Here is a 25,419-nt window from a genome sequence, read left to right as displayed (position 1 = left end):
AACAAGAGCGGAGTGGAACTGACATGCCCGATGGATGGCGGTGGGACAGCACGCTGTTTCAGGGAAGCGCGGCCTACTACGAGCGCGGCCGACTGCCGTACGCTCCGGGCTTTGCCGAAACCCTGGCCACCGCCCTCGGCGTGGACGGCCGGGGCCGGCTTCTCGACGTTGGCTGCGGGCCGGGCACCGTGTCGCTCGCCCTGGCGCGGTTCTTCACCGAGGCGGTCGGCCTTGATCCGGACGAAGACATGCTGGCCGAGGCCGAGCGACAGGCCGAGCGTCGTGGGGTGACCAACGCGCGTTGGACGGCCGCCCGCGCCGAGGACCTGCCGGCCGGTCTGGGTGAGTTCCGGGTCGTGGTGTTCGCCCAGTCCTTCCACTGGACGGATCGCGATCGTGTCGCCGCTACCGTGCTGGAGATGCTGGAGCCCGGAGGCGCCTTCGTCCACATCAGCGACCTCAAGAATCCGCCCGCCGACCCGGCACCGCTGCCGCTGCCCACTCCCCCGTACACGCAGATCAGGGGCCTGGTGCGCCGGTACGTGGGCCCGGTGCGCCGCGCGGGGCAGGGAACGCTGGTCAACGGCACGCCGGACCGGGAGGACCTCGTACTGGCACGGGCCGGGTTCGAGGACTTCGAACGGCATGTCGTTCCGGCCGGCGAGGTGGTCAATCGCACCGCGGACGACATCGTGGCGTGGGTGTTCTCCCGGTCCGACTCCGCCCCTCACCTGTTCGGCGACAGGCTGGAGGACTTCGAGCGGGACCTGCGCCAGGAGTTGCGGCAGGCCTCACCCGACAACCGCTTCGCGGAGCGACTTCCGCCAACCGAGATCATGATCTGGCGTAAGCCGCAAGCCGCAAGCCGCAAGTGAGGGCAACGTGTCGATGGCCTCCGGCCCGTCCGTGGCCGATGGTCCCGCGGTCGCCACCTATCGTCGTCCGTCCGGTAACGGTTCATAGTTCAGAGAGGTCGACGCCATCCGCTACGTCGTCGACCTCACGGCGAGGGTGCTTCTCCAGCCGCCCGCCCCGGGCATAGCGCAGGCCAGGGGTCGCGCCGTGGGCGAGAATGTCCCGGGCGGACTCGATGCTGCGCAGCCGGGTGAGGATGTGCTGGATATAGCGATCATCCGGGCAGGCCGCGGCGTGCGGGGCGACCGTCCCGGCGATTGCAACCGACGCTAACGATCGGGACAGCCGCCGGGCCGTGTCGTGAACATCGTTGTTGGCCTTGTCAGTTCGTTGTGTATACGCAACGCTCTAACTGTGGAAGGCAAGAAATCTGGAGATGGCCGCAAGGGCACTACCCTCTACAACCAGCTCGCGGTACTCCGCGCCGAACGCGGTGTCTCCCGCGCCGAGCTGGCGGCCGCCGTCGGTGTGAATCCGCAGACCATCGGATTCCTGGAGCGCGGCGACTACGGTCCGTCCGCCGAACTCGCACTGAAGATCTGCGGGTTCTTCGGGCTCCCCTTCGAGGCCGTCTTCTCGCTCCGCCCGTTCACCCCCATGTCCGCGCAGCTCTACCGTTCCGGCGATTCTGGAGGACCGACATGACTTCCTCGACCGGCAACACCCCCGAAACCGCATGAGACAGCACCTGGACAACCTCGCCGCCGCCAAGGACGCCACACCCGAGGAGCATCGCGAGATCCTGGAGTCTGTCCGGCACGAGGCCCGCGACAGGCGACGGGCCCGGCCCATACCTCGCTGGCTCGCCGGCCGTACGAACCGCCGCGCGCTGGCCCTTCTCACCGCCGTCCTCCTCCCCTCGGCCGCCGCCGCGTGGAAGTGGCGTGACCTCGACGAAGAAGCCTGACCTCCACCCTCTCACCCTCTCGGCCGAGGGGCTGCCCGCCGGCGTCATCACGAAGATCGCCGGACGGTTGCGGGCCCGGCCTGACCGGTTGGCCTCCGGGGAGGATCGGACCGGATTTTGGCGGTAAACGCGGCACCGCGAGGGGCTCAGGCTGTTTGGGCTCAGCGGGGCTGGGTGTGTGCGAAGCCGGGATGCCAGCCGTCCATGCGCACCTTCTCGCCCGCGTCGAGCAGCCGGCGGACGATGCGGTGCACGCATTCGACGTCGCAGACGGCCGGATCAAGCACATCTGGGCCGTACGCAACCCCGACAAGCTCCGCCCGTGGACGACAGGCTGACGATCATCCGAGTCTCTCCTGCGGTTCGCCGGTGATCCAGTTCCAGCTGGTGATCGTGGTGCGCATCAGGCGGGCGGCGGTTGACAGGTGGCTGTCGGCGCCCCAGAACAGGGTGAGCACGCGACGGCAGTCGGGGCTGTCGACGGCGATCCAGGCGAGGGAGGCACGGGTGGTGGCCCGCCGGGCGATGGCGGGGATGAGACCGATGCCGAGTCCCGCGCTGATGAGGTCGGCTATGGCGCTGTGCTCATCACTCTCGCAAACGATCTTCGGTGTCAGGCCTCTGGCGGCGAAGAGCCGATCGAGGAGTCGGCGTTGCCAGTGCCCCTGGTGTGCGGTGATGAAGGGCTGATCGGCGAGTTCGTCGATGCTCACCGAGGTACGGCCCGCCAGCGGATGATCCAGTGGCGTGGCCACCCCCACCGCCTCGTCGAGCAGCCGCATCGCCTCCAGGCCCTCGGTGTGGATCGGCTGTGAGACGACACACAGATCGACGTCTTGGGCCCGCAGGCGGCGGGCCATGTCCTCGGCCGGCGTCCAGCGGAGTTCGACCTCGATGGCGGGATGAGCTCGCTTGTAGGCCGCCAGCGGTCCGGTGAGGGTGAGGAAGGTCTCCGACGCCAGTCTCACGGTGCCCACACCCTCGCTGGTGGCCTCGGCGACGGCTCTCCGTCCCGCATCGAGCTCACCGAGGGAGCGTTCGACGTAACCGCGGAAGAGTTTGCCCGTGTCGTTCAGCCGGAGCCGGCCGCTCCGATCGAACAGCGGTGTGCCCAGTTCGCTCTCCAGTCGGGCGATGGTACGGCTCAGCGAAGGCTGAGCGATGCGCAGCTCGTCGGCCGCGCGGCTGAGGTGCTCCAGCCGCGCCACCACCAGGAACTGTCTGAGCGTGTTCAGGTCCATCATGCCTCCGATACATAACGGCATAGCAATATTGATCTTAGACAAGATAACTCGCAAGCCATAGTTTCGAGGCGTTTGCAGATGGGACAGAGTGAGGAGGATCCCTCATGCTTACCGTGGCCAACCGCCTGGGATCCGATGCTGAGCATCGGACGACGCCCACGGGGTGGACACTACGGGCCGTCGTCAGCGCGCACGTGGTGGCGATCGCCGGCCAGCCGGTGTTCGCCGGGGTGTATCTGACCGGTGACTTCGACAGCCTGCGCTGGCACGCGATCGGCGCCGACGTGGTCACCTCGATCGGCTACCTGCAGGTGATCGCGGCGATCGTGGTGTGGGTACGGCTGCGCCAGGTCTGGCCGTTCCTGGCCACGATGGCGGTGGTGGCGGCCGAGACGGTGCAGTACTTCGCCGGACTGGACGGCGCGCTGTGGTTGCACATCCCGTTGGGTGTGATGACCGTCGTCGCGCTCGTCGTGCTGTTCATCGCCGTCTGGCGCCGGCCCTTGCCGCGGCGACCGCGGGAGGCCCGCGATGCGTGAGCGTGGCATGACCAGGCGGCAGGTGCTGGGTATCGGCGGGGCGCTCGGGCTGATGGCGGCCACCGGGTTGTCGGCCTCGGCGGCGCTGGCGCGCAGGCCGTCGATCACCGGTGCCGAGTTGCGCAGTGCCGTGCCGCTACCGCCGCCCTTCCAGGTGCCGCTGCCGATTCCCTCCGTGCTGGCGCCGGTCAGCACCTCGGGCGGCGCCGACCGTTACGCGATCACGCAGCGCGAAGCGAGCGTGGAGATCCTGCCCGGCATCAGGACGCCGCTATGGACCTATGAAGGCACCTTCCCCGGGCCGACGATCGAGTCGCGCCGCGGCCGGCCGGTCACCGTGACGCATCGCAATGAGCTGCCCGTGCCGACCGTCGTGCACCTGCACGGCGGACGGACCCCGGCGGCGTCCGACGGGTATCCGACCGACCTCGTCCTGCCCGAGGACTGGCAGGAGGTCCCCATGCACACGGGGCACGGCTCCGGACACGGCATGCGTGGCATGCACGATCCGCGTGCGGTGGTGACCAAGCTGACACGGGACTACACCTTCCCGCTGGACCAGCGGCCGACGCTGCTGTGGTACCACGACCACCGGATGGACTTCACCGCCCCCGCGATCTGGCGCGGCCTGGCCGGGCTGCACATCGTCCGCGACGACGCCGAGGACGCACTCGGCCTGCCCGCGGGGCGACGCGAACTGCCCCTGATGATCGCCGACCGGGCGTTCGCCGCCGATGGCAACCTCGACTACCCCGCCCTCGACCCCACCCTGCGCGAGCGGCCGGGCGTTCGCGAGCCGTACCTCGCCGGAGTCCTCGGGGACGTGATCTTGGTGAACGGCGCCCCGTGGCCTGTGCACGAGGTCGACGCGGCCCGCTACCGGCTGCGCATCCTGAACGCCTCCAACGCCCGGCACTATGAACTCGAAGCGGTCCTCGACGACGGACGCCGGCTCGATCTCGTCCAGATCGGCACCGACCAAGGCCTGCTCGCCGCGCCGATCCCCCACCGGCTCCTGCCGATCGCACCGGCCGAACGCTACGACGTGGTCATTGACTTCTCCGGTGTCGCAATCGGCAGCCGCGTCAGAGTCGTCAACCGGCTCGGCTCTGGCCGTACCCGCGACGTGATGGCCTTCCGCGTCGCCCGCAACGCCACCGACGACAGCCGCATCCCGCGCACACTGTCCACCGACCTGCCGACCTGGCGACGGTCGGACGCCGTCAGGGTGCGTGACTTCGCCTTCCGCGCCGGGCAGATGCACGACGGCCACGGCTGGCTGATCGGCGGCCAACCGTTCGACCCCGCCAGAGCCGACGTCACCACCCACCTCGGTGACGTCGAAATATGGCGGCTGATCGCCGACGTCCACCACCCCGTCCATCTGCACCTGGTCGGCTTCCGGGTGCTCTCGCGCAGCGGCCGGCCGCCGCTGCCGCACGACGCGGGCCTGAAGGACACCGTCTCCCTGCGGCCGGGCGAATCGGTGGAGATCATCACCCGTTTCGACGGCTACCGCGGCCGCTACCTGTTCCACTGCCACAACGCCGAACACGAGGACATGGCCATGATGGCCAATCTCGAGATCATCTAGGAGCTAGGCATCATGGATCCCTTGGGTTCGTCGTAACTCATCGATTTCTACCTGATCAGCCATAAGCGGATTTATTGGTCGCTGGTGGGCTACGCCCCTACTGTGTGGCCGTGAAAACAACGTTGATCACAGGTGGAGCGAGTGGCATCGGGTTCGCACTCGCCAAGCGGCTGGTCGCCGACGGTCAAGCGGTCGCCGTCACCGGCCGCGACGAGGCCAAGCTCACCCAGGTGCCTGGCGTGCTGCGACTGCCCGGCGACGCCACTGACTACGACGCCGTACAGGATGCCGTGGAGGCGACTGTCAAGGAGTACGGCAGGCTCGATCACGTTGTCGCCAACGCCGGCTTCTCCACTCACGGCCCGCTCACCGAGACCGCCCCGGATCGGCTGCGCGACATGGTCCTCACCAACGTGCTCGGCCCCGCCCTGCTCGTGAAGGCCGCGTTGCCCGCGCTGCGCGAGACCCGCGGCCGGATCGTGCTGGTCGGCAGTGTCGCCGGGTTCATCCACTCGCCGGGCAACATGTACTCGGTGACGAAGTGGGCGGTGACCGCGCTCGCCGAGAACACCCGCATGCTGGTGACCGGCGACGGCGTCGGCGTGACGCTGATCGCGCCCGGCCGCGTGGACACCTCGTTCTGGCCGGATGGGCGCCCCACCGGGCCGCTGCTCAGCGCGGACAACATCGCCGACGCCATCGCCTGGGCGCTGGCCCAGCCCGAAGGCGTGGACGTGAACACGGTCGTCGTGCGCCCCACCGGCCAGCCCACCTGATGCCCGCCTTCTACTCCCACTTCGCCGGCAGCAGCGTCGGCAGGCTGGCCGGACTGAGCGACGGCGTGTTCGCCATCGCCATGACACTGCTGGTCCTGGAGTTGCATGTGCCGGTGGTCGAGGCCGTGCACCACCAGGACCCCATCTGGGCAAGCGGCGCCCTCGACGCGGAGCAGGGGCTATGGCACGCGCTGGCGCTGCTCGCGCCGAAACTGCTCACCTACTTCATGAGCTTCCTGACTCTTGGCATCTTCTGGTTGGGCCAGCAGACGCAGCTCAACCAGTTCGAGCGGGCCAACCGGCATCTGACGTGGATCCACCTGGCGTTCCTGGCCTCGGTGTCGCTCATGCCGTTCTCCACGGCACTGCTCGGCGAGTACATCGACTACCGGCTCGCGCTGGCCGTCTACTGGCTGAACCTGCTACTGCTCGGTGCCATGCTGCTGGCCAGCATCACGTACGGGCACCGGGCCGGGCTGCTGAAGGCGGAAGTGAACCACGAAATGCGCCTGGCGCACCGACGCCGGATCGTCATCTACCAGGCGCTATACGCGGTCGCCGTGGTGCTTTCAGTGATCAACACGTATGTCAGCATCGTGCTGATCGTCCTGCTCCAGCTGAACTCCGCGGTCGCGCCCAGGATCTGGCGGCTCAGCAGCTTCTAGATCTAGTACTGCAACGGCGCTTGTGTGCCGGTGTGGCGGTTGTGCCGGGCTGATCGAGGTGTCAGTGCGGCGCGAGGTCGCGGCCGAGGAAGGCCAGGAGACGCTGGTGTCCGGAGGCATCGGCGGGGGTGGGGAGCTCGGGGCCGAACATGCCGGGGCGGCGGAAGGCGTCGAAGTCCATGCCACGCATGATCGTGAGTAGTTCGTCGCACGCTGCGTCGTCCACGAGTGTCTGCTGGCCGGTGGCGAGTGCCAGGTCGACGCCATGGACGAGGACTTCGGTGAGGTGGATCAGCGCGGCCATCGGTCCGGGGACGGTGCCGAAGCCCAGGCGCACGGTCCTGTTCAGGGCGTCCGGCCGGTGCCAGGCGTCGCGGTCGAGGTCGGCGGCGGTGGTGAAGGCGGCCTGGGGGTCGGCGCCGAGCCAGTCGTCCTCGTGGGCGGCGCCGGCGTCGATGCCGGCGAGTTCGGCGGCGAAGATGCGCATGCCGCCGACCAGGTGGTTGAGCTCGGTGCGTACGTCCCAGCCCGGGCAGAGGGCGGGGGCGGCGAGCCGGTCGTCGGTGACGCCCTTGACGATGGCGCCGGTCATGTCGAGGGCTCGGTCGATCTGGTTGATCACAGAGGTCATCGTGGTCTCCATCGAGTTCAGGCGGTCTTGGCGAAGACGTCGTCGAGCCAGTCGTAGACGCGGGCGAACGCCAGGCGCTGGGCGCCGGACTGGCAGTGTGCGTCGGCGCCCTGCTCGGCGGTGAAGATCAGCAGTGTCTTGGGGCAGGTCAGGTGCTCATACAGCAGTTCGGGCTGGCCCTTGAAGAAGCCGTCGTCGGCACCGGCGCAGACCAGCGTGGGGCAGGTGATCTTCTCGGCGATGCCGTCGCGCAGGTGGTAGTCCAGATACGCGGCGCCGAAGGCACGCGGGGTGGGTGCGCCCATGGCGTACATGCCGTGCTCGATGGCCCAGCGCAGCATGGGACTGGTGGCCATCACCGCCTCCATCGCGGCGTCCAGCTCCGAGTCGTGGTCGGCGCGCAGGCGGCGCTCGGCCTCGGCACGCGGGAAGGGCACGCCGGAAGTGGCGATGTCGCCCAGGTCGTAGACCCCGTCCAGGGCGATGAGCGCGGCGACGCGCTGGTCGAAGGCCGCCGCACGCGGTGCGAGCAGGCCGCCCATGCTGACGCCGAGCAGTGCGATGCGGGTGGGGTCGACTTCGGGACGGGTGAGGACGTGGTCCAGGACGGGGCCGACCACGTTCTCCCAGTCGGGGCGGAACATCAGGCCCTGGCTGTGGCGGGTGCCCGGCTGGCCGGGGCCGTCGAAGGACAGCACGGTGTAGCCGCGTTCGACGGCCGCGGCGGCACCGAAGAAGTGCATCTCCTCCACGCTGCCGTCGAACCCGTTGTGCATCACCACGGTGGGCCGTGCGGCGCCGCTCTCGTCGGCCCGGTACAGATAGCCGGGCAGCACGGTGCCCTCGTAGGGAATCTCCACCGGTTCGACGACCGGGGTGAACAGCGCCGCGGCCTGGCGGAAGCAGGCCACCGAGGCGTCGTAGGCGTGCCGGATGCGCGGGTCGGCGGCGTTGCCGTGCAGGAAGAACTCGGCGGCGCGGTAGTAGTTCGAGGCTCGCAGGAAGGCGTCGCGGGCGCTGACGTGATGCCCTCCCGCCAGGGCGTCCCGCGCGTCGTCCGCCACCCGGTCGGCGGTGGCCAGCCACTCGTCGTGCCAGCTGTCGTAGTCGCCGGCGGTGATCCGCCGGCAGGTGACGACGACCTCGCCGAAGTCGGCGCCGCCGTAGGGAATGTGGCCGAAGGTGCGCAGGGTCTCGTACCAGAAGCTGGGGTTGCCGGGGAAGAACAGGGGCGTCACAACTCACTCCTAAAGCAGTTGGTGACTGCGTTTACTGACGGGACTCTAAGACCCGGCCAACCGCAAACGCAAGTTATAGCTGCGTTAAAGTGAGGAGTATGGAGGAAGAGCGACAGCCCGCCCGCCGACCCGGCGGCCGCAGCGCCCGCATCCGCGCGGCGGTGCATCAGGCCGTCACCGACCTGGTCGCCGAGCGCGGGTACGGCAACTTCACCGTCGGCGAGGTCGCCGCCCGCGCCGGCGTGGCCGACACCAGCATCTACCGGCGCTGGGGGACGCTCGAAGCCCTGACCATGGACGTGGCGATCACCTGGCTCACCACCACCTCGCCCATCCCCGACACCGGAAGCCTGGACGGCGACCTGCGCGCCTACGCCGCCAACGTGGCCCGGGACGTCACCGGGCCCGACGGGCTGGCAGTGCTGCGCCTGGTCATCGCGCTGTCCACGGCGGGAGACGACGGCATGCGGGCGCGCGATGCCTTCCTCGCCGAACGCTCCCGCCAGCTTCAGATCATGCTCGACCGGGCCCGCGACCGCGGCGAACGCCCGCCGGACGCCCTGGACGTGCTCGACCACATCCTGGCCCCGATGTACATCCGCATCCTGTTCGGAGCCGGCCTCCTTGACCCCGACTACGTCAACACACTCGTCGACCACCTGCTCTCCCTCACCGGGACGCCAGGATCAGGCCGGACGGACGCGATCCGCCCCCCTCGCGAACGGACGCCGCAGCCGCATCCGGCCCGTGATGAGCCACGCAGGTAGCCGACGTGTGGGCGGCGCCGATGGCCGCCGCGACCGTCAACAACCACCTGGCCCACCTGCCGGCACTGTTCACCTGGATCACCGCGCATACCCCGGCCGGGCCGCTGCGCCACGGCGACCCGGCCAAGAAAGTGGTTCCGCTGCCTGCCCCGCAGGTGCGCGCCCTGGCCGCCGCCCAGGTGTCACCGTCAAGAACGTCATCGACCGGATCGACCGGATCGAGTTTTAATCCAAGTGCGGACATCACGGCCGTCTGCCATCCTCACCCCATGTCGACGTTCGAAGATCTCGTGGCTGAGGGTGCGGCCGTCCCGACCGAGGGCTGGGACTTTTCCTGGTTCGCCGGGCGCGCGAGTGAACAGCGCCCGTCCTGGGGCTATGCGAAGCTGCTCGCCGAGCGGATGTCGAAAGCCGAGGCGGGCCTTGACATCCAGACCGGAGGGGGCGAGGTGCTGGCCTCGATCCCGGTCTCCCCGCCGTTCCTGGCGGCGACGGAGTCCTGGCCGCCGAACCTGGAGATCGCGCGCCGCAACCTCGCCAAGTTCAACGCCACCGTCATCGAGGTCGGCGACGCCGACAGCCTGCCGTTCCCGTCCGACCGCTTCGATCTGGTGGTCAGCCGCCACCCGGTGGCGACCCGCTGGGACGAGATCCAGCGGGTCCTGCGCCCGGGTGGCACCTACCTTTCCCAGGACGTGGGCGCGGGATCGGCTCGTGAGCTGACCGATTTCATGATGGGCCCGCAGCCGGTTCACCCGTCCCGGAACCCGATGACGGCCGTGGCCGAGGCGGAGGCCGCCGGCCTAGAGGTGGTCGACCTGCGCCAGGAGGCGCTCCGGATGGAGTTCCACGACATCGCAGCGGTAGTGCATTTCCTCCGCAAGGTGATCTGGATCGTCCCGGGTTTCACTGTGGACGCCTATCGGGACCGACTGGCCGTACTCCACGACTTCATGGAACGCCATGGGCCGTTCGTGGCCTATTCACAGCGTTTTCTCATCGAGGCCCGGAAGGCTCCCGAGCGTTAAATAACCAGTGAGATGCTCTGCCACGCGCGACCGCCTCCGTCACGTCCGCGCCGTACAGCGCCCGCGGCCGTGCGCGGCGGTCAGCTCGCCGACCGGCACGAGACTCCCGCTGACGGGGGGTACCAGCCACCCGCGGCCCGTTGCAGTCGTATTCCGAGGGGCCCGGGTTCAGCGGCTCACGATGGTCTCCCGCTCGACACGCGACAGCTTCTCGGGATTACGCACCGCATAAGGCCCGGTGACAAGACCGTCGTCGATACGCACCGCCATGACGGTGTCGATGCCACCGTTGAGCCGGATGATCAGCGCCGGATGGCCATTGACCTGGGCCGGTTGAAACGACACCGCGGCGGCGATCCGGCCCAGCAGCCGGGCCACCCGGCCGGCCCCCACAACGGGCTCCAGCGTGGCCCGCACGACTCCACCCCCATCCCCCAGAAACACGACATCCGGCGCCAGCAGGTCGAGCAGGGCCTGCACATCGCCCATTTCGACCGCCCGCCAAAACGCCTCCAGCACGCCACGTATCTCGGCCGGAGAAGCCACCCCACGCGGCCGGCGCGCCGCGACGTGCGCCCGCGCCCTGTGGGCGATCTGACGAACCGCGGCCGGGCTCTTGCCGACGGCCTGCGCGATCTCCTCATAGCCCAGATCGAACACCTCGCGCAGCACGAACACCGCCCGCTCGGTCGGCGCGAGGGTCTCCAACACCAGCAGCATCTCCATCGAGACGCTGTCGGCCAGCTCGACGTCCTCGGCCACGTCCGGCGCGGTCAGCAGCGGCTCGGGCAGCCAGGGGCCGATATAGGACTCCCTGCGGCGGCGCAGTGTGCGCAGCCGGCCCAGCGCCTGACGCGTGGTGATCCGGACCAGGTAGGCCCGCCGGCATCTCCATGGCCGTCACGACGCCGCGCGAACGATCCGCGCGGCACCCAACCCCACAAGTGAGGACGATGTCATGCAACCCCGTATGAACCTGAACGCCACCGACCTCGGCGCCACCATCGGCAAGCGGTTCTACAACGTCAGCCAACCGCAACGGCTGGGGCGTGAACTGGAACCCCGCGACCAGGGTCCTGGTCAGCCCGAAGGTGACGCTGGAGCTCGACATCGCCGCGATCCGGCAGTCCTGACGGGCTCGGCCCCGCTTCGAAGGAGGAGGTTCAACGCGGCAGGCCGCCGCCGGGGAGCTTCGGCGCCTGGACGGGACCGGGTGTCTTTGCGCGCAGGTGCCGAAACTCTCCCGGCCGAGACCGGGACGGCCACCCGGCCGCCGCGCCAACCAGCCCGTCCCGCGTCACGACGTGCACACCGCGGCTGGGCTGACCAGTGTGAACACCCCCGGGAAGAAACCAAAGACCAAGAGATCCGCTAACCCACGTCCGCGACGCACAGGTCAAAGATCAAGCTAGGGGCGCCGGGGTGGGAGCACGCAGAATTCGTTGCCTTCCGGGTCGGCGAGGACGACCCACGGGGCGTCGGCGGGTTGGCCGACGTCGATGTGGGTGGCGCCGAGGGCGGTGAGGCGTTCGACCTCGGCCTGTTGGTCGTCGGGTTGGAGGTCGAGGTGCAGGCGGTTCTTGGTGTGCTTGGCGTCAGGGACATGAATGAAAGCCAGCCAGGGTATTGCCTGCTCGTCCTTGGCGATGAGATGGGTACCGCTCGGCAGCTCACGTCGGGTGGCTACGTCACCGCTTGACGAACTCCAGAAGATCGGCGTTGAGCCGGTCCTGGCGGCTCAACGAAGAGTCCGTGGCCCACCGCCGGGGACTCCTTTGGCGTTGCGGATCGCGGCGGCGTACATCGCGGTCAACCCTGTTCTCATCGCTCACCTCGTCACACGAATGACCACCGGCAATCGGCTCGACGCGCTGCGCGTCGACGGCGATGACAGCACCGCGGCACGGGTGACGTTCGACCTGTCGTGGGGTCTCAGTAGCAATGAAGAAATTTTCAACGAAGTTGCTTCTGACCTGCGCGGACGTAGCGGCCGAGGCTGGCCAGGTGCTGGTGGCGGCTCTTGGCCTGCAGTTCGGGGGCGGTGCGGCCGGCTTGGGCCAGATGCTGGAGGGCGCTGTGGCGGAGCTGGTGCAGTGTCCAGCCCTGCCTGTGCGGATCGAGCCGGGCTGAGGCGGTCTTGAACAAGTACTCGGCGCGTGGGTAAGACAGCCGCCCACGCCCGGTGGTCGGGTCGATGTCGGCGGCCGCGGGCGTGCGCGGGCCGGAGGCGGGGGCGCGCCGGTCGGCCAGGAACACCGGCCCGGTGGTGCGGCCGGTCAGCAGTCGGGGAAGCAGCCGGGCGGTCGGGGTGGCCCAGTGCACGTACTCGATGGCGCCGCCTTTGGAGACCACGCGGGCTCGGCGGAATTCCAGGTCGAGGTCCTCGACGTTGAGGGTGAGGATCTCCTCCGCGCGGGCGGCCGTGTCGTAGAGCAGCCGCCACAGCAGTCGTTCGCGCAGGGCGTGCGCGGGATCGGCGAAGAGTGTCTCCAGCCGGGCGCGCGGGATGGCGCGGTCGCCGCGGCGGGCGGGCTTGCGGCGTTCCAGGCGCCGAGCCGGGTTGGTGGCCAGCAGTTCCTGGCGCTGGGCCCAGGTGGTGAAGGAGCACAGGGCGGACAGGTGCCGGTTCCAGGTGGCGGCGGCCGCAGTGTTCCAGCGGTCCATCACCGCGGCGTAGTGCTCGGGGGCCAGGGTGGCGACGGGATGGGCCGGGCTGGCCACGGCGGTCAGCCGGGCGAGGGTCTCGGCGTAGCCGGCGCGGGTGGTGGCCGCGGTGATGGAGTCCAGGAAGCACTCGACCGCTGGCCCGATCCCAGTCGCGGTCGTCGCGCCAGCGGCAGGGTCACATATCAGGCGTTGTAGCCACACGAGAGCGGGCGTGGTCTGATTGGTGCTGTCCGGCGGGTTCCTACGCGCCAGCGACGATTCAGCGGCAGATGCCGGGGCGCCGTTTTCTTGAGGCGGGGAGTTCACGGGTGCCGGTGGTGGAGTGCTCGTTGCTCGGCGGCGTCGAGTGCGGGCCTGAGGGGTGCGAGCGTGGTGTGCAGGAGGTCCGATAGCGAGCCGGACGGCACGACGAGCCCGCTGGCCGTGGAGGACAAGGCGGTCGTTTGCAGCCACTGCTCGAGCGCCACGCGGACTGCGGCAGCCATGCTCGCCGCGAGCACCCGTGCGGTGTGCGGGTCGCCATCGCCGAGACGTTCGGCGATGGCTTCGGTGAGGGGATGTTCGATCGCGGTGGTGGTGTCGATGAATGCGTCGCGCAGCGCGGGGCGGGTGATGATCAGCAGCAGCGCGTCCCGGCCGGATGCGTCCGAGGCGGTGTACTGATCCACGATGGCCTCGATGACGGCGTCGGCGAGGCCGACGCCGTCGGGCCGGTCGGCCACCGCCGCCGCGACTCGTGCCTCTCGTTCGCCGGTGACGGCGGCGACGATCGCTTGTTCGCGGCTGGAGAAGTAGTTGTTGTACGTCCTCGGTGAGACGCCGGCGGCCTCGGCGATGTCATCGACGCGCACGTTGTCCGGTCCACGCTCAAGGGCCAGCCGCAGGGCCGCCGCGCGCAATGCCTCTCGGGTGGCCTGCTTCTTCTGCTCGCGCAGCCCCGTCCGTCTCGTCGTCACGGTCTCAGCATAGTCTAGATGCGTGCACGCAAATTTGCGTGCACGCAAATTTATACCTAGCCTGGCCTCTCACCCCCGTCAGGAAGGAATCAGAACGATGAGAGCCAAGGGCATCAGCTACGACACCGGCTTCGTCAAGAACGGAGCGAACTCCCGCAAGCGCTTTGACCCGGACGTGGTCGAGCGCGAGCTGCGCATCATCCGCGATGACCTGCACTGCACCGCGGTCCGTGTCATGGGCGGTGACCCGGAACGGATTGAGCTGGCGGCGGCGCACGCGGCCGATCTGGGCCTGGAGGTCTGGTTCTCCCCCTACCCCCTCGAACTGACCGCCGCGGAGATGCTGTCGTTGTTCGCGGACTGCGCCGAACGCGCGGAGCGGCTGAGGCGGCGGGGAGCCGAGGTGGTGTTCGTCGTCGGCGCCGAGCTCAGCCTGATGAATCCTGGGTTCCTGCCCGGTGACAGCATCGACGAGCGGGTCGCGTTCCTGAGCCGGCCAGATCGCGTGCGAGAGCAGATCGGCGAGGTCAGCGCACGTGTCAACGAATTCCTCGGCACAGCCGTGGCCCTGGTCCGCGACCGCTTCGGCGGCAAGGCGACCTACGCCTCCGTGCCGCTTGAGCGGGTCGACTGGGCACCCTTCGACATCGTGTCCATGGATCTCTATCGGTCGGCCGAGATCGCCGACCGTTTCACCGACGGCGTCCGTGGCCTGGTCGCGCAGGGAAAGCCGGTCACGATCACCGAGTTCGGCGCGGCCAGCTACCAGGGTGCCGGCGATCGGGGCGCTCTCGGTCTGGAGATCGTCGAGTACGACAAGGACGGGCCTGTCCGGTTGAACGGTGACTATGCCCGGGACGAGCCTGGTCAGGCCGCCTATGTGCGTGAGCTGCTGGAGGCATTCGACGCCGGCGGCGTCGACAGCACGTTCGTGTTCACCTTCGCGCTGTACGACCATGTGCACCGGCCCGACGGCAATCCCCGCGACGACCTGGACCTGGCCAGTTACGGCATCGTCAAGGTCTACGAGGACCGGCTCGGAGCCACCTACCCCGACATGCCCTGGGAACCCAAGGCCGCCTTCACCACCCTCGCCGACTACTACCGCGGCTGACCACGTCCCAAGGCCGCAGCCCGAAGCGAGCCGCACCGGCACCGCCCACGGCCCTGCGCCTCAGCGCTCCACCCGTCCCGCTCTTTTCCGTACGAATAAAGGAGAACACACATGATCACAGATGTCGTCATCGCCGGCGGTGGCCCGAACGGGTTGATGCTGGCCTGCGAACTGAGCCTGGCAGGGGCCCGGCCGGTCGTGCTGGAGCGGCTGATCGAGCCTAGCGAAGAACCGAAAGCGAACGGATTGCTCGGCCAAGTCGTGAAAGTGCTCGACCACCGGGAACTGCACGAACGTCTCAGTGGTAGCCCACAACCTCCGCAGCCGAACTCCGCATACTTCATGTTCGGCGCGATGGGCCTGGACTTGAGCCTGCTGCAGGACAGCCCCGTCTATGCCCTGCCGGTGCCGCAGCGACGCATCGTGCAGGTCTTGCAGGAGCGCGCCATCGAACTGGGCGTGGAGATCCGCTGGGGACACGAGGTCGTCGGCCTATCGCAGGACGACGACGCGGTGACCATCGAGGTCGCGAGCCCGGGCGAGGCCTACCAATTGCGGGCCCGGTACCTCATCGGCGCGGATGGAGCCCACAGCACCACGCGCAAGCTCTCCGGCATCGCATTCCCCGGCATCACCTACGACCGGATGACCGTCTACTCAGCGCACGCGACGGTCCCGGCGGAATGGGTCGATCCCGCGACTGGTGCACTGAACGTGCCCGGCCACGGCGCCATTCTTCCGTTCCTGCCCCACCGCACTGAACACGGCGGGTTCTCCTACGCGCCGATACCTGGCCACCCACCGCTGATCAGCACCACCGAGTGGGACAGGCCCGCGACCGACGCTCCCATGAGCATGGAGGAGCTGCGGGTGAGCATCCGCCGTGTGCTCGGCGTCGACATGCCGCTCGATCCGCCCGACGGCGCGGGGCCGCACGTGCTGCGCCGGCTGACCGGCGGCAACACCCGAATCGCCGAACGGTTCGCCGACGGCCGGGTGTTCCTGATCGGTGACGCCGCGCACGTGTACGCTGCCACGGGAGGCGGCCCAGGGCTCAACCTCGGCCTGCAGGACGCGGTCAATCTCGGCTGGAAACTCGCCGCCGAGATCCGGGGAAGCGCCCCGCCCGGGCTGCTGGACAGCTACGAGACAGAGCGGCGATCGGCCGCCCAGCGCATGGTGCTGAACGCGCAGGCGCAATCGGCCCTGATCGCCCCCGGCAGCGATGTCACCGGACTGCGCCAGGTGTTTACCGAACTGCTCCGCGATCAAAGCGCCGTACAGCGCCTCGCCGGCCTTCTCGCCGGCGCCGACGTCCGCTACGACATGGGCGAACACGAGGCGCACCCGCTGACCGGCCGGTTCGCCCCGGAGATGGACCTGGACACCACGACCGGACCGGTCCGGCTGGCCGAGCTGACCAGAAACGCACGCCCGCTGCTGCTCGACCTGACCGAAGAAGCATCACTGGCGGAGACACTTGCCCTGCGGCCCGACCAGGTCGATATCGTCACGGCGCGCTCCCAGACTCCCGCGCCCACCGCCCTGCTCCCTCGCCCGGACGGCTATGTGGCCTGGGCATCTGCATCGCCCCGGCCCGACCCCATGGAGATCGAAACGCTTCGTACGGCCTTGCAGCGGTGGTTCGGAGTCATCAAACCCGCCCACACCTAAAGTCGTGAGCGTCGACTCACGTATATACGTGGGCGGTCCGACACCTTTCTTCCTGCTCACACAGACCCAGCCGTGAGCCCGGTAGTGGTCCGCGCCATGGGTGAGCCACCACCGCCCACGTCTCCTCCCTAGAGCGGGACAGGGCCTGTCAGGGCGTCAGCCCCAGCTCGCGCAGTTGCGCGGGCCGCAGCGGCCGCCAGCCGCTGGTGTCGAGCTTGGCCAGCTCCGCCTCGACATCCACGTTGATGACGCCGAAGAAGTTGATGTTGTCGCTGTGTCCGGGCGAGATGTGTGACAGGATCTCGTCGCTCACCTCCCGGCCCCGGGAACGCAGCTCCAGCACCGCTCTGGAATAATATTCGGTCGTCCAGGCGACCACCGAGTTGGTCAGCAGGGTCAGGCACCACGCCTGCTCGGTCTGCTGTTCCAGGTGCGGGCGGGTGATGGTGCCCTGCTGGGCGTAGTGCAGGTCGCGGCGCAGCGCGTGCAGGCTCTCGCCCTTGTTCAGCTGGCGGGAGATCTTCCTTCTGAAGGCCGGGTCCGACAGGTATTTGGCCAGGTGGATGGTTCTGCGCAGCATGCCCCACTCCTTCAGCGCGGCGGCCAGGGTGTTCTGCCGGGAGGCGGCCGACCACTTGCCGACGATCAGCGAGGCGGTGGCCTGGCCGTACTTCAGCGACCCGGCCATCCGCAGCAGGTCCGGCCAGCAGTCGGCCACAGGTCCTCGTTCCAGCGCGCGCCCAGAGCAGCAGCCCGGCGTGCGGGTAGCGTTTGGCGATCTCGGTTGGGTGTCGTCCCGGACCGGGGTGACGCGGGTCAGGTCCCGCATGCGCGGGGTGAGCGCCTTGCCGACCAGGTCGAACAACGCGAAAGCGCAGCTGCTCCAACTGCTCCTCGGAGAACATCTTCTCTGACAACGCACCACTCCACGTGCCGTACCGGACAAAACCGGAACGACCGTAGCGGCAGTGATCATCAACCCGCGACAGGCAGCCAAACGCTTTCGTTACTGCAGGTCAGAAGCTACTTCGTTGAAAATTTCTTCATTGCTACTGAGACCCCGTCGTACGGCAGGCGCGCCCCGGACGCTCAACCCGTGTTCCGGCTCTGACCACGGTTCAAGTCATAGCCCTATCGAGCCCGGCGATCCGCTGGTAGGGCGGCGGCGGAAGGGGTCAGCGAGAGGTCAGGACGGCGAGTTCCGTACCGAATGCGACTGCCAGGCGCCCGTCCGGCGCCACTGCGACGGCGTTCACCGTCGCGGGGAACACCAGCTCCTCACCGACCTGCTCGCCCGTCACCGCGTCCCACACACGCACCGTGGCGTCCCAGCTCCCGGTGACAGCGACCGGGCGTCCGTCCACGGTGCCCAGCGCCACCGTGCACACCGCGTCGGTGTGGCCGCGTAGAGGTTCGCCGATCTGCCGGTCCGTGGCCAGGTCCACTATCCGCGCTGTGTTGGTGTCGCTGCCGATGACCACGATCGGGCGGCCTTCCACCACCGCCGTGGCCACTGCCCGCACCGGGTAGTGGTCTGTCAGGGGCTCACCAACCTGCTGCCCCGTAGTCGCGTCCCACACGCGTACTGTTTCATCGTGGGCGCTCGTGACAGCGACCAGCCGGCCGTCCACCACGGTTGCAGCCACAGAGGGCACCTTCCAGCCGGTCAGGGCGTATCGCAATCGGGAGTCGACCTGGCCGGCAGTGGCCCACTCGAACCCCCACCGCGTAGGCAGGACCATGTGACTGGCTACTGAACTTCGCGGTGGGGGTGGTCATGGGAGCCTGATGTCGAAGGCCGCATTTATGGTGCTGTTGACGATGGCGCGCCCAGCTCCGTCCGATACTTGCCGCCAAAACCTGGGGAATGACGTGCACTTTTTCGATGCTGCAGACGTTCCGGAGACGGATCACTGGGAAGCATGGCTCGCTTACGCGGATCTGCTGGCTGGGGCAGGCGACCCGCGGGGCGAGGCGATCCGGCTGGAGCGCCACTGTGAGACCGGGGATGGGGACCCCGCCCGGCTGGCCGCGGCGTACGCGGAGGTAGAACGGCAGTGGGGGCTGGACGGGCTGCGGGAGGACGGCTCCTGACAGACCACCCGCACACCGCAACCATCGACCTGACCGACCCTGAACAGTGGGAAGGCGCACTGATCGACGCCCTGCTCTCCCACCCCGCCACCCATCGGCTGCACACCCTCGAACTGCACCTCACCGACTACCACCACTCTGCCGAGCACGCCGCGATCTCACTTGCCGGCCGGCAACACCCCCGGCTGGAGCGCATGTACTTCGGCTACGGCTTCGAGTATCTGTTTGAAGACAGCGAGGAATCGACGGGTAATCGGATCAATCCTTTGGACTTCCACCGCAAAGGGCTTGTTCAGGCCGATATGTGGGACTCGCTTCCCGCCCTGCGCACACTGGAACTCGAAGGCGCGTTCCTGTTCCACATCGTGAACCACGACGGTCTGACCCGACTGCGAGCCCGGGGCTCCGTAATCTCCGACGGCTCTGTTTTCGACCTTGGGTGGACTTCCGGACTGGTGTCCTTGGAAGTGGAAATCGGCAGTGACGTTTTCGGCGTCTCCTGCGCGCTTGAGCAACTCGACGAGCTCAAGGCACCCCAGTATCCCAATCTCAGAAATCTCGACCTCAGCAAGGCGGAGTTCGACGCCACCTCGTTTGAGGTATTTTCAGCACTCGCGGATTCCCCGGTTCTTCCTCAGCTTGAAACTCTGTCAATCAGGGACCTGACGATCGGCCAGGAGGACTGCGAGGGTGAACCGCTGGCCGTACTGGCTGAACTGGCACCACGATTCGCGCATCTTGCTCTGCATGTGGACGACGTCATCGACATCGAAGGCGCCGATGACGAAGAGGTCGATCGGGTTCTCTCCCGATTCGGCCCGCGCCGGGTCCACGCTACCGGAAACCAGGATGATGATTGAGCGTCAGCCGATCCTGAAGTCTCCGGCGGCTTATCGAGAGGCGTCGAGAATGTCGCCAACCTGTTCTGGATCAGGACCCCAATAGAAGTTCTATAGCGTGAAAGCTCTTCTCCCGGCGGCCTTTGGGGTGTCGGCCGGGCTGTCTCAGCACGTGCGAGCCAGCGCCGGAACGACGGCGACCGGCGACCGCATCCGGATCCGGTCGCCTCACGTGTCATGTCGGCACATCACACGGCTCGCCGCCCGCAGCCGGGCGCCGCGTACGCTTCATTGCCGTCGTAGCCGCGCTGCGCCCCATAGGCGTGCCGCGACGACCGTGAGGCCCGCGGCCGCGGCCGTCACCAGCCAGACCATGAACGTCGGGTAGAGGTAGGCCAGCTGGATCCACGCGGCGTCGCGGCCGTGTGCCAGCATGCGATGGATCGGGGCGATCGTCGCGCACAACGTGATCGGGACCAGGTACGGCGCCAACCTCCACAGCTGCCATCCGGTACGGCGCCCGGCCCACCGCCGGGCGCGGGCCACGCCCCGCACCGCGAGCCCGATGGTCACCAGGGTCAGCAGCGCGAAGAGCACGTCGGTGAGCAGCGTCGACGACCCTGAGGGCGGCTGCGGGGTGCCTCCTTCGATGATGGCGGCGATGCCGGTCATGAGAGCGTGCGCGTCGGAGAAGACCAGGCCGGTGTTGGCCATGACGGCGATGCCGTAGCCGGAGTCCGGCATCAGCAGCTGGTGAGCGGTGGAGGTGAACAGGTCTCCCCCATGCTCGAGTACGGGGGTGCCACGTTCCGTCTTGCCGATCTCCCAACCGAGGGCGTACTCATCGTTCGGCTTCGATGGCGTGCGCATTTCCCGGACGGCCTGCGGGGACAGGAGACCCGGGAGACCGGTGTTCTGCGCGATCAGCCATCTGGCCATGTCGTTGGCGGTGCTGAGGACCCCGCCCGAACCGTTTCCGAATCCCGCGGGCTCGGGCAAAGCGACGGCCTGGCCGAGGACGTACAGATGGCCGCGGGCGCTGCCGGGCAGGTCGCGGTCGGTGTTGACGGTCGTGCTGTGGCGCATGCCGAGGGGCTCGAACACGTGCGCGCCGAGGTAGGCCGCGAACGGCTGGCCGCTGACCACTTCGACGAGCCGAGCGGCGACCTGGTAGTTGGTGTTGTGGTAGCTGAAGGCGGTCCCGGGGTCAGTGGCGAGTTTGGCCGTCCTGAGCCGGGCCACGGCGCCTTGGAGCGTTTCCGGCTGAGGCAGGCTCTTTTCGCGGAAGGTCGAGTCGGCCATGCCCGAGGTCTGGTTGAGCAGCTGCCGTACGGTGACCTTCGCGGCCCGCGGGTCGGCCATCGTGAACTCGGGCAGATAGAGGCGGACCGGCTGGTCAAGGGCAACCTTGCCCTTCTCGGCCAACTGCATGACGGCCATGGCGGTGAAGGACTTGCTGACCGAGGCCACCGCCATGGGGCTGTCGGCTGTGACGGGCTCGCCCGTGGCGGTCTGGCCGTATCCGGTGGCGTGGATGACTCTGCTCCCCTTCGTGATCGCCACCGCGACGCCCGGCAGGCCTGTGGCCGCCCGGTACTGCTCGACGTAGGCGTCGACCGACGCGGGGACCGACGCGGGAATGTTAGGGATCAGGGCGAGACATATTGCGGCAAGGGAGGTTCTGAGCACCTGCCGAAGCTACTGAGGCCCCTCACCCATGCACCATTGTGGGAACCCTTCACGTCTGTTACGGGAAACCGCTATGAACGCGCAGGTGGTGTGATGCCTAGACTGCAGGTCGTGTCAGGTCGACGTGGTGCGCGCACCTTGGTGGGAATGTTGGCGGGCGCGGTCCTTGGCGTGGTCGAGCTGGTGTTCCTCTGCGTGGCCGGGCCGGTCCGCCTAGTCCCGGCGACGCGGCCCACCTGCGACCGGATCGCGGAGCGGCTACTGGCACTCGAACGGGCACGGCTCGCCACGTGGCTGGGGCATCGGACGGCTCCGGCCGGTGGCGGGTACGGCTTTCTCGCCGTGCGCGCCGCCGTGGGACTTGTGATCGGGTACGGCGTGGCCGCCGGACTGTTCTTCAGCGGCCTGCTCCTGTTCGGAGGGTTGTGGGACCTCCTCACCGGCGAAAGCGAGTCCGTACCGGTTGACCTCCCCGGTGTGAAGGTGATCAGCAATACCGGTGTCGTGGGGCTGCTGACAGGCGGATTCCTGTTCGTACTGACCCTGACCGGAGCTCTTGGCGCCGGTGCCGCGGAGCGCTTGCTCGCCGGCCGGTTCCTCGGGCCGAGCAGCCAGGAGCGGATGCGCCGGCGCATCGCCGAGCTGACCGCCACCCGCTCCGACATCGTCCGCGCCGTGGACGACGAGCGGCGCAGGATCGAGCGCGACCTGCACGACGGTGTCCAGCAGCGGGGAATAGCGCTGGCCATGCTGCTCGGCCGCGCTCAGCACAGTGCCGACCCGGGCAAGGCCGGCGAGCTGGTCGCCCAGGCCTACACCGAGTCACGCCAGCTCCTGGACGAGCTGCGCAGCGTGGCCTGGCGGATCTACCCGACCGCGCTCGACGAGCTGGGGCTACGCGCCGCGCTCGCGGGCATCGCCGAGCGGTCCAGCGTGCCGGTGACCGTGCGTTACGGGCTGTCCGAACGGCCCGTCTCCGAGATTGAGACCGCCCTGTACTTCATCGTCCGCGAGGCGATCAGCAATGCGATCAAGCACGCGGGCGCACGTGACATCCTGGTCATGATGGACGAGGACGAGCAGACCGTGAGCGTGACGGTCTCCGACGACGGCGCAGGCGGCGCCGACCCCTCCGGCGGAGGACTGTCCGGGCTCGCCAGACGCGTCCGGGCGCTGGATGGCGCGTTCACCGTCGACAGCCCGCCAGACGGGCCCACCAGGATCGCGGCCACACTGCCCAAGGAGGTCCCGTGCGGGTGACCCTGGCCGACGACTCGGTACTGCTCCGCGAAGGGCTGACGCGACTGCTCGCCGACGCCGGGCATGAAATCGTGGCCGCCGTCGGCGACGCGCAGGCGCTGCTCGACGCGATCGATGAGCATCCGCCCGACGTGGCGGTAATCGATGTGCGCATGCCACCGACGCACACCGACGAGGGGCTGCGCGCGGCGCTGGAGATCCGCGTGCGCCATCCGGGCGTCGGCGTGCTCGTGCTGTCTCAGTACGTGGAGAAGACCTACGCGGCCAGGCTCCTCGCGGGCGACGCCGAGGGGCTGGGATACCTGCTCAAAGACCGCGTCTCGGAGGTGGCCGACTTCCTCGACGCGCTGGAGCGGATACGCGCGGGCGGCACGGCCTTCGACCCCGAAGTGGTCCGCCAACTGCTCACGCGCACGACCCACGCCGATCCGCTGAGCAGACTGAGCCCGCGCGAAACGGAGGTGCTGCGGCATCTCGCCCAGGGCTATGTCAACACGGCGATCGCCGAACGCCTGCACGTGTCGCTGAGCACTGTCGAAAAGCACATCAACTCGCTCACAGACAAGCTGGAGCTGCCGCGCGATCCCGGCTACAGCCGCCGGGTGCTGGCCATCCTGCGCTATCTCGACAATTAAGGGGCGGGCGCTGCGAACGCGTAGGGCAACACACGTCATCTACGGGTGCGCACCGCGGACGCCCTTCTGGCGGCATGTGAGACCTGAGCAAGCGGTCACGGTCGCTGAACACGCCGTGCGCTGCCGCGCAGGCGACCACCCGTCTCGGTCGTTTGCGACATTGGACGTCTGAGAACCGCCTTGCCGTACATCGAGATGTGTCGGGCCGTCCGGGACATCCTCGCCTCCTGGGCCGGCCGGGAGGACGAGCCGTCGGCGGGGATCATCGATCCGCAAAGCGTCAAGATCGATGGCAATGAGGACGCAAACATGCTCTGACCAGCGGTCGAAGGCAGCCATGGATCCTTACAAGGTCCGACGGGCAGTGGATAAAACGAGATGAAACCGGAAAAAGTGCACTAATGAAGGCCTCCGTGTAAGGCCACCGCTTCCCTTGAGAAGAAAAGGAGACGACATGTCTTCTTCCGCCATGCACCGTTCCATGCAGGTCACCGAGCCTGGCGGGGACGTATCTCTGATCCAGATGGATACCCAGGAACCGGGCCCAGGCCAGGTACGGATCACCGTCGAGGCATGCGGAGTTTGCCACTCCGACGCGTTGATCACCGCCGGACACATCCCGGGCACCACCTTTCCCATCACGCCAGGGCACGAGATCGCGGGACGCATCGACGCGATCGGCGGCAACGTCACCGGCTGGTCCGTCGGTGATCGGGTGGCGGTCGGCTGGTACGGAGGCAGTTGCGGCCACTGCGACGCCTGCCGGGAAGGCGACGGCGTCCTCTGCCCCGAACTTCAGGTGCCGGGTGTCGCGTACCCCGGAGGGTTCGCCGACTCCGTCGTGGCACCGGCCGTCGCCCTAGCCTCAATCCCGGACGAACTCACAGCGGTGGAAGCAGCGCCCCTGGCCTGCGCCGGCGTGACCGTGTACAACGCGCTGCGCCGCAGCTCCGCGCGTCCAGGCGACACCGTTGCGGTCCTCGGCCTGGGCGGCCTGGGGCACCTGGGCGTTCAATTCGCTTCGAAGATGGGCTTCAACACCATCGCGATCGCCCGCGGCCCCGAAAAGGCATCACTGGCTCACAAGCTCGGTGCGTCTCACTACATCGACAGCGCCACCGAGAAAACGCCCGACGCGCTACAGGCCCACGGGGGAGCCAAAGTGGTGTTGGCGACGGTGACCAGCGCCGCGGCGATGTCCGCGACGGTCAACGGGCTGGGGCGCCGTGGTGAGCTCATCATCGTCGGCGTCGCCATGGAGCCGCTGGACATCACGTCTCTGCAGCTCGTGGGCGGGGCCAAGCGGGTGTACGGGCACGCTTCCGGCATCGCGGTCGACACCCAGGACACCATGAGGTTCGCCGTCCAGAGCGGTGTCCGGGCGTGGACCGAAGAGGTCCCGCTGGAGGAAGCCAGTGCGGCATTCCAGAAGATGGTCTCCGGTCAGGCCCGCTTCCGCATGGTCCTGACCACCGGTAACTGAATCCTCGGGGGAAGAAACGCCCGGCCCTTCCCACGGAGCCCACACCACAGACAGACAGGCCCGTCGTGGCGCGCCTGCGAGACGAGCAATGACGCACGGCGTGTGACCTTTCGCGGCGACCGCCACCGGGTCCTCGAAGCCGAAGCCGAGGCCGTCGAGGTCGTCGTGACATCATCATCCAGATCTGAGAAGACACCGTGGTCGAGAGCTACGACCCCGTTGCACGACGGTACTGCTGGTCGATCCCTACAACGGCCTCCTCTCCGTAGGAGGCTTTTCGAGGAAGAGTCTTCAGTCCTTATTTAGTTGATCTTGGGCCCGGCCCAACGCCTTTACAATGTAGATCAATAACTCCAAACCACCGCCAGAAATCCTGCTCATCGGCCTGATCTCGAAGATCAACGCCAAGGCCGAGCGGCGGGTGGAGCAGGCGATGTACGGGGTTGAGGAACAGCGGAACTCAAGGACCCCACCTGCGCCGCGCGGCTCACCGACGCCGACCGGCGCACCCTATCCCCGCTGTTCTGGTCGCACGCCAACCTGTACGGCAGGATCCAGATCAACATGGACACCTAACCGAAGTAGCGGTCGTACAGCGTGGCGAAGGACTCGGGCCGATGCCGCGACTGCTCGATGAGCACGGCGTCGTCAAGTCTCCCCGGCGAACTGGGGGGAGCGGTCATCCGCATGGTGTCCCTTCTTTC

28 protein-coding genes are annotated in these 25,419 nt (G+C 68.2%); 17 read left to right on the top strand and 11 right to left on the bottom strand.

Features of this window, described 5'->3' with window-relative positions; genetic code table 11:
- Positions 1-23: 23 nt before the first annotated feature.
- From ACFY2X_RS39795 to ACFY2X_RS39785, 3 genes are all read left to right on the top strand, one after another.
- The gene (locus ACFY2X_RS39795; protein WP_389948327.1) at positions 24-875 is read left to right on the top strand and encodes a class I SAM-dependent methyltransferase; all 852 of its coding nucleotides are present in this window, start codon (positions 24-26) and stop codon (positions 873-875) included.
- A 394-nt stretch (positions 876-1,269) separates the two neighbouring features.
- The gene (locus tag ACFY2X_RS39790) at positions 1,270-1,560 is read left to right on the top strand and encodes a helix-turn-helix transcriptional regulator (protein ID WP_389948325.1); all 291 of its coding nucleotides are present in this window, start codon (positions 1,270-1,272) and stop codon (positions 1,558-1,560) included.
- A gap of 31 nt (positions 1,561-1,591) precedes the next feature.
- On the top strand, positions 1,592-1,822 hold the full coding sequence (locus tag ACFY2X_RS39785) for a hypothetical protein (RefSeq protein ID WP_389948323.1): 231 nt from the start codon (positions 1,592-1,594) through the stop codon (positions 1,820-1,822).
- Between the two features lie 161 nt (positions 1,823-1,983).
- Here ACFY2X_RS39785 and ACFY2X_RS39780 read toward each other — a convergent pair whose 3' ends face one another.
- Positions 1,984-2,109, bottom strand: a complete 126-nt coding sequence (locus tag ACFY2X_RS39780) for a hypothetical protein (protein WP_389948321.1) — start codon at positions 2,107-2,109, stop codon at positions 1,984-1,986.
- Positions 2,110-2,163: 54 nt separating this feature from the next.
- Entirely contained in the window at positions 2,164-3,063 is a 900-nt protein-coding gene (locus tag ACFY2X_RS39775) for a LysR family transcriptional regulator (protein WP_389948319.1), read from the bottom strand.
- A gap of 107 nt (positions 3,064-3,170) precedes the next feature.
- Here ACFY2X_RS39775 and ACFY2X_RS39770 point away from each other — a divergent pair, with 107 nt between their 5' ends.
- The 4 genes from ACFY2X_RS39770 to ACFY2X_RS39755 all read left to right on the top strand — a co-directional run bounded on the left by ACFY2X_RS39770 (position 3,171) and on the right by ACFY2X_RS39755 (position 6,640).
- Positions 3,171-3,605, top strand: coding sequence for a hypothetical protein (locus ACFY2X_RS39770; RefSeq protein WP_389948317.1), 435 nt, complete (start codon positions 3,171-3,173; stop codon positions 3,603-3,605).
- A complete protein-coding gene (locus ACFY2X_RS39765; RefSeq protein ID WP_389948315.1) occupies positions 3,598-5,199 on the top strand; it encodes a multicopper oxidase family protein in 1,602 nt (533 codons plus the stop codon). The genes ACFY2X_RS39770 and ACFY2X_RS39765 overlap by 8 nt, the downstream gene beginning before the upstream one ends.
- Positions 5,200-5,309: 110 nt before the next feature.
- Positions 5,310-5,975, top strand: a complete 666-nt coding sequence (locus tag ACFY2X_RS39760) for an SDR family oxidoreductase (protein ID WP_389948313.1) — start codon at positions 5,310-5,312, stop codon at positions 5,973-5,975.
- Entirely contained in the window at positions 5,975-6,640 is a 666-nt protein-coding gene (locus ACFY2X_RS39755) for a TMEM175 family protein (RefSeq protein WP_389948311.1), read from the top strand. Before ACFY2X_RS39760 ends, ACFY2X_RS39755 begins: the two co-directional genes overlap by 1 nt.
- A gap of 61 nt (positions 6,641-6,701) precedes the next feature.
- On the opposite strand, the gene ACFY2X_RS39750 is transcribed toward ACFY2X_RS39755, so the two are convergent.
- Complete coding sequence (locus tag ACFY2X_RS39750) at positions 6,702-7,271, bottom strand: TIGR03086 family metal-binding protein (RefSeq protein WP_389948309.1); 570 nt, start codon at positions 7,269-7,271, stop codon at positions 6,702-6,704.
- 17 nt (positions 7,272-7,288) lie between these two features.
- Complete coding sequence (locus ACFY2X_RS39745; RefSeq protein WP_389948307.1) at positions 7,289-8,509, bottom strand: alpha/beta hydrolase family protein; 1,221 nt, start codon at positions 8,507-8,509, stop codon at positions 7,289-7,291.
- A 98-nt stretch (positions 8,510-8,607) separates the two neighbouring features.
- Here ACFY2X_RS39745 and ACFY2X_RS39740 point away from each other — a divergent pair, with 98 nt between their 5' ends.
- Together ACFY2X_RS39740 and ACFY2X_RS39735 are read left to right on the top strand one after the other, a co-directional pair.
- Positions 8,608-9,276 (top strand): TetR/AcrR family transcriptional regulator, encoded by a 669-nt coding sequence (locus tag ACFY2X_RS39740; protein ID WP_389948305.1) that lies wholly within the window; start codon positions 8,608-8,610, stop codon positions 9,274-9,276.
- Positions 9,277-9,545: 269 nt separating this feature from the next.
- On the top strand, positions 9,546-10,304 hold the full coding sequence (locus ACFY2X_RS39735; RefSeq protein WP_389948452.1) for a class I SAM-dependent methyltransferase: 759 nt from the start codon (positions 9,546-9,548) through the stop codon (positions 10,302-10,304).
- A gap of 168 nt (positions 10,305-10,472) precedes the next feature.
- Here the strand turns inward: ACFY2X_RS39735 and ACFY2X_RS39730 are convergent, their stop codons facing one another.
- From ACFY2X_RS39730 to ACFY2X_RS39715, 4 genes are all read right to left on the bottom strand, one after another.
- The gene (locus tag ACFY2X_RS39730; protein WP_389948450.1) at positions 10,473-11,177 is read right to left on the bottom strand and encodes a sigma-70 family RNA polymerase sigma factor; all 705 of its coding nucleotides are present in this window, start codon (positions 11,175-11,177) and stop codon (positions 10,473-10,475) included.
- Positions 11,178-11,712: 535 nt separating this feature from the next.
- Positions 11,713-11,973: a VOC family protein gene (locus ACFY2X_RS39725; RefSeq protein WP_389948448.1), complete on the bottom strand. Its 261-nt coding sequence runs from the start codon at positions 11,971-11,973 to the stop codon at positions 11,713-11,715.
- Between the two features lie 284 nt (positions 11,974-12,257).
- Positions 12,258-13,172: a tyrosine-type recombinase/integrase gene (locus tag ACFY2X_RS39720; RefSeq protein ID WP_389948303.1), complete on the bottom strand. Its 915-nt coding sequence runs from the start codon at positions 13,170-13,172 to the stop codon at positions 12,258-12,260.
- A gap of 101 nt (positions 13,173-13,273) precedes the next feature.
- On the bottom strand, positions 13,274-13,927 hold the full coding sequence (locus ACFY2X_RS39715) for a TetR/AcrR family transcriptional regulator (protein WP_389948301.1): 654 nt from the start codon (positions 13,925-13,927) through the stop codon (positions 13,274-13,276).
- 97 nt (positions 13,928-14,024) lie between these two features.
- Between ACFY2X_RS39715 and ACFY2X_RS39710 the strand changes: the two genes are divergently transcribed.
- Positions 14,025-15,041, top strand: a complete 1,017-nt coding sequence (locus ACFY2X_RS39710; RefSeq protein ID WP_389948299.1) for a hypothetical protein — start codon at positions 14,025-14,027, stop codon at positions 15,039-15,041.
- A 111-nt stretch (positions 15,042-15,152) separates the two neighbouring features.
- Positions 15,153-16,715 carry an FAD-dependent oxidoreductase gene (locus tag ACFY2X_RS39705; protein ID WP_389948297.1) on the top strand — a complete coding sequence of 521 codons (1,563 nt, stop codon included), beginning with the start codon at positions 15,153-15,155 and terminating at the stop codon, positions 16,713-16,715.
- A gap of 148 nt (positions 16,716-16,863) precedes the next feature.
- Here ACFY2X_RS39705 and ACFY2X_RS39700 read toward each other — a convergent pair whose 3' ends face one another.
- Positions 16,864-17,691, bottom strand: a complete 828-nt coding sequence (locus ACFY2X_RS39700) for a Tn3 family transposase (protein ID WP_389948295.1) — start codon at positions 17,689-17,691, stop codon at positions 16,864-16,866.
- Positions 17,692-17,890: 199 nt separating this feature from the next.
- Entirely contained in the window at positions 17,891-18,361 is a 471-nt protein-coding gene (locus ACFY2X_RS39695; RefSeq protein WP_389948293.1) for a WD40 repeat domain-containing protein, read from the bottom strand.
- Positions 18,362-18,587: 226 nt separating this feature from the next.
- Between ACFY2X_RS39695 and ACFY2X_RS39690 the strand changes: the two genes are divergently transcribed.
- On the top strand, positions 18,588-18,809 hold the full coding sequence (locus tag ACFY2X_RS39690; protein WP_389948291.1) for a hypothetical protein: 222 nt from the start codon (positions 18,588-18,590) through the stop codon (positions 18,807-18,809).
- Positions 18,773-19,669 (top strand): hypothetical protein, encoded by an 897-nt coding sequence (locus tag ACFY2X_RS39685; protein ID WP_389948289.1) that lies wholly within the window; start codon positions 18,773-18,775, stop codon positions 19,667-19,669. Before ACFY2X_RS39690 ends, ACFY2X_RS39685 begins: the two co-directional genes overlap by 37 nt.
- Before the next feature lie 267 nt (positions 19,670-19,936).
- On the opposite strand, the gene ACFY2X_RS39680 is transcribed toward ACFY2X_RS39685, so the two are convergent.
- Positions 19,937-21,337 carry a serine hydrolase domain-containing protein gene (locus ACFY2X_RS39680; protein WP_389948287.1) on the bottom strand — a complete coding sequence of 467 codons (1,401 nt, stop codon included), beginning with the start codon at positions 21,335-21,337 and terminating at the stop codon, positions 19,937-19,939.
- A 111-nt stretch (positions 21,338-21,448) separates the two neighbouring features.
- On the opposite strand from ACFY2X_RS39680, the gene ACFY2X_RS39675 reads away from it, so the two are divergent.
- From ACFY2X_RS39675 to ACFY2X_RS39660, 4 genes are all read left to right on the top strand, one after another.
- Complete coding sequence (locus tag ACFY2X_RS39675; RefSeq protein ID WP_389948285.1) at positions 21,449-22,597, top strand: sensor histidine kinase; 1,149 nt, start codon at positions 21,449-21,451, stop codon at positions 22,595-22,597.
- The gene (locus tag ACFY2X_RS39670; RefSeq protein WP_389948283.1) at positions 22,588-23,232 is read left to right on the top strand and encodes a response regulator; all 645 of its coding nucleotides are present in this window, start codon (positions 22,588-22,590) and stop codon (positions 23,230-23,232) included. Before ACFY2X_RS39675 ends, ACFY2X_RS39670 begins: the two co-directional genes overlap by 10 nt.
- 180 nt (positions 23,233-23,412) lie before the next feature.
- A complete protein-coding gene (locus ACFY2X_RS39665) occupies positions 23,413-23,550 on the top strand; it encodes a hypothetical protein (RefSeq protein ID WP_389948281.1) in 138 nt (45 codons plus the stop codon).
- 136 nt (positions 23,551-23,686) lie between these two features.
- Positions 23,687-24,715 carry an alcohol dehydrogenase catalytic domain-containing protein gene (locus tag ACFY2X_RS39660; RefSeq protein ID WP_389948279.1) on the top strand — a complete coding sequence of 343 codons (1,029 nt, stop codon included), beginning with the start codon at positions 23,687-23,689 and terminating at the stop codon, positions 24,713-24,715.
- Positions 24,716-25,419: the final 704 nt, after the last annotated feature.

This window comes from Streptosporangium sp. NPDC000396, from assembly GCF_042898655.1.
Classification (GTDB): Bacteria; Actinomycetota; Actinomycetes; order Streptosporangiales; family Streptosporangiaceae; genus Streptosporangium.
The sequence above is the reverse complement of the archived record's forward strand: the minus strand, read 5'-3'. Positions and strand labels throughout refer to the sequence as shown.

Bases quoted from the DNA above. Each gene is read 5' to 3' on its own strand.
- ACFY2X_RS39770 (WP_389948317.1), top strand. From the start codon at position 3,171: ATGCTTACCGTGGCCAACCGCCTGGGATCCGATGCTGAGCATCGGACG.
- ACFY2X_RS39750 (WP_389948309.1), bottom strand. From the start codon at position 7,271: ATGACCTCTGTGATCAACCAGATCGACCGAGCCCTCGACATGACCGGC.
- ACFY2X_RS39795 (WP_389948327.1), top strand. From the start codon at position 24: ATGCCCGATGGATGGCGGTGGGACAGCACGCTGTTTCAGGGAAGCGCG.
- ACFY2X_RS39705 (WP_389948297.1), top strand. From the start codon at position 15,153: ATGATCACAGATGTCGTCATCGCCGGCGGTGGCCCGAACGGGTTGATG.
- ACFY2X_RS39700 (WP_389948295.1), bottom strand. From the start codon at position 17,691: ATGATCACTGCCGCTACGGTCGTTCCGGTTTTGTCCGGTACGGCACGT.
- ACFY2X_RS39785 (WP_389948323.1), top strand. From the start codon at position 1,592: ATGAGACAGCACCTGGACAACCTCGCCGCCGCCAAGGACGCCACACCC.
- ACFY2X_RS39755 (WP_389948311.1), top strand. From the start codon at position 5,975: ATGCCCGCCTTCTACTCCCACTTCGCCGGCAGCAGCGTCGGCAGGCTG.
- ACFY2X_RS39765 (WP_389948315.1), top strand. From the start codon at position 3,598: ATGCGTGAGCGTGGCATGACCAGGCGGCAGGTGCTGGGTATCGGCGGG.
- ACFY2X_RS39710 (WP_389948299.1), top strand. From the start codon at position 14,025: ATGAGAGCCAAGGGCATCAGCTACGACACCGGCTTCGTCAAGAACGGA.
- ACFY2X_RS39660 (WP_389948279.1), top strand. From the start codon at position 23,687: ATGTCTTCTTCCGCCATGCACCGTTCCATGCAGGTCACCGAGCCTGGC.
- ACFY2X_RS39735 (WP_389948452.1), top strand. From the start codon at position 9,546: ATGTCGACGTTCGAAGATCTCGTGGCTGAGGGTGCGGCCGTCCCGACC.
- ACFY2X_RS39775 (WP_389948319.1), bottom strand. From the start codon at position 3,063: ATGGACCTGAACACGCTCAGACAGTTCCTGGTGGTGGCGCGGCTGGAG.
- ACFY2X_RS39740 (WP_389948305.1), top strand. From the start codon at position 8,608: ATGGAGGAAGAGCGACAGCCCGCCCGCCGACCCGGCGGCCGCAGCGCC.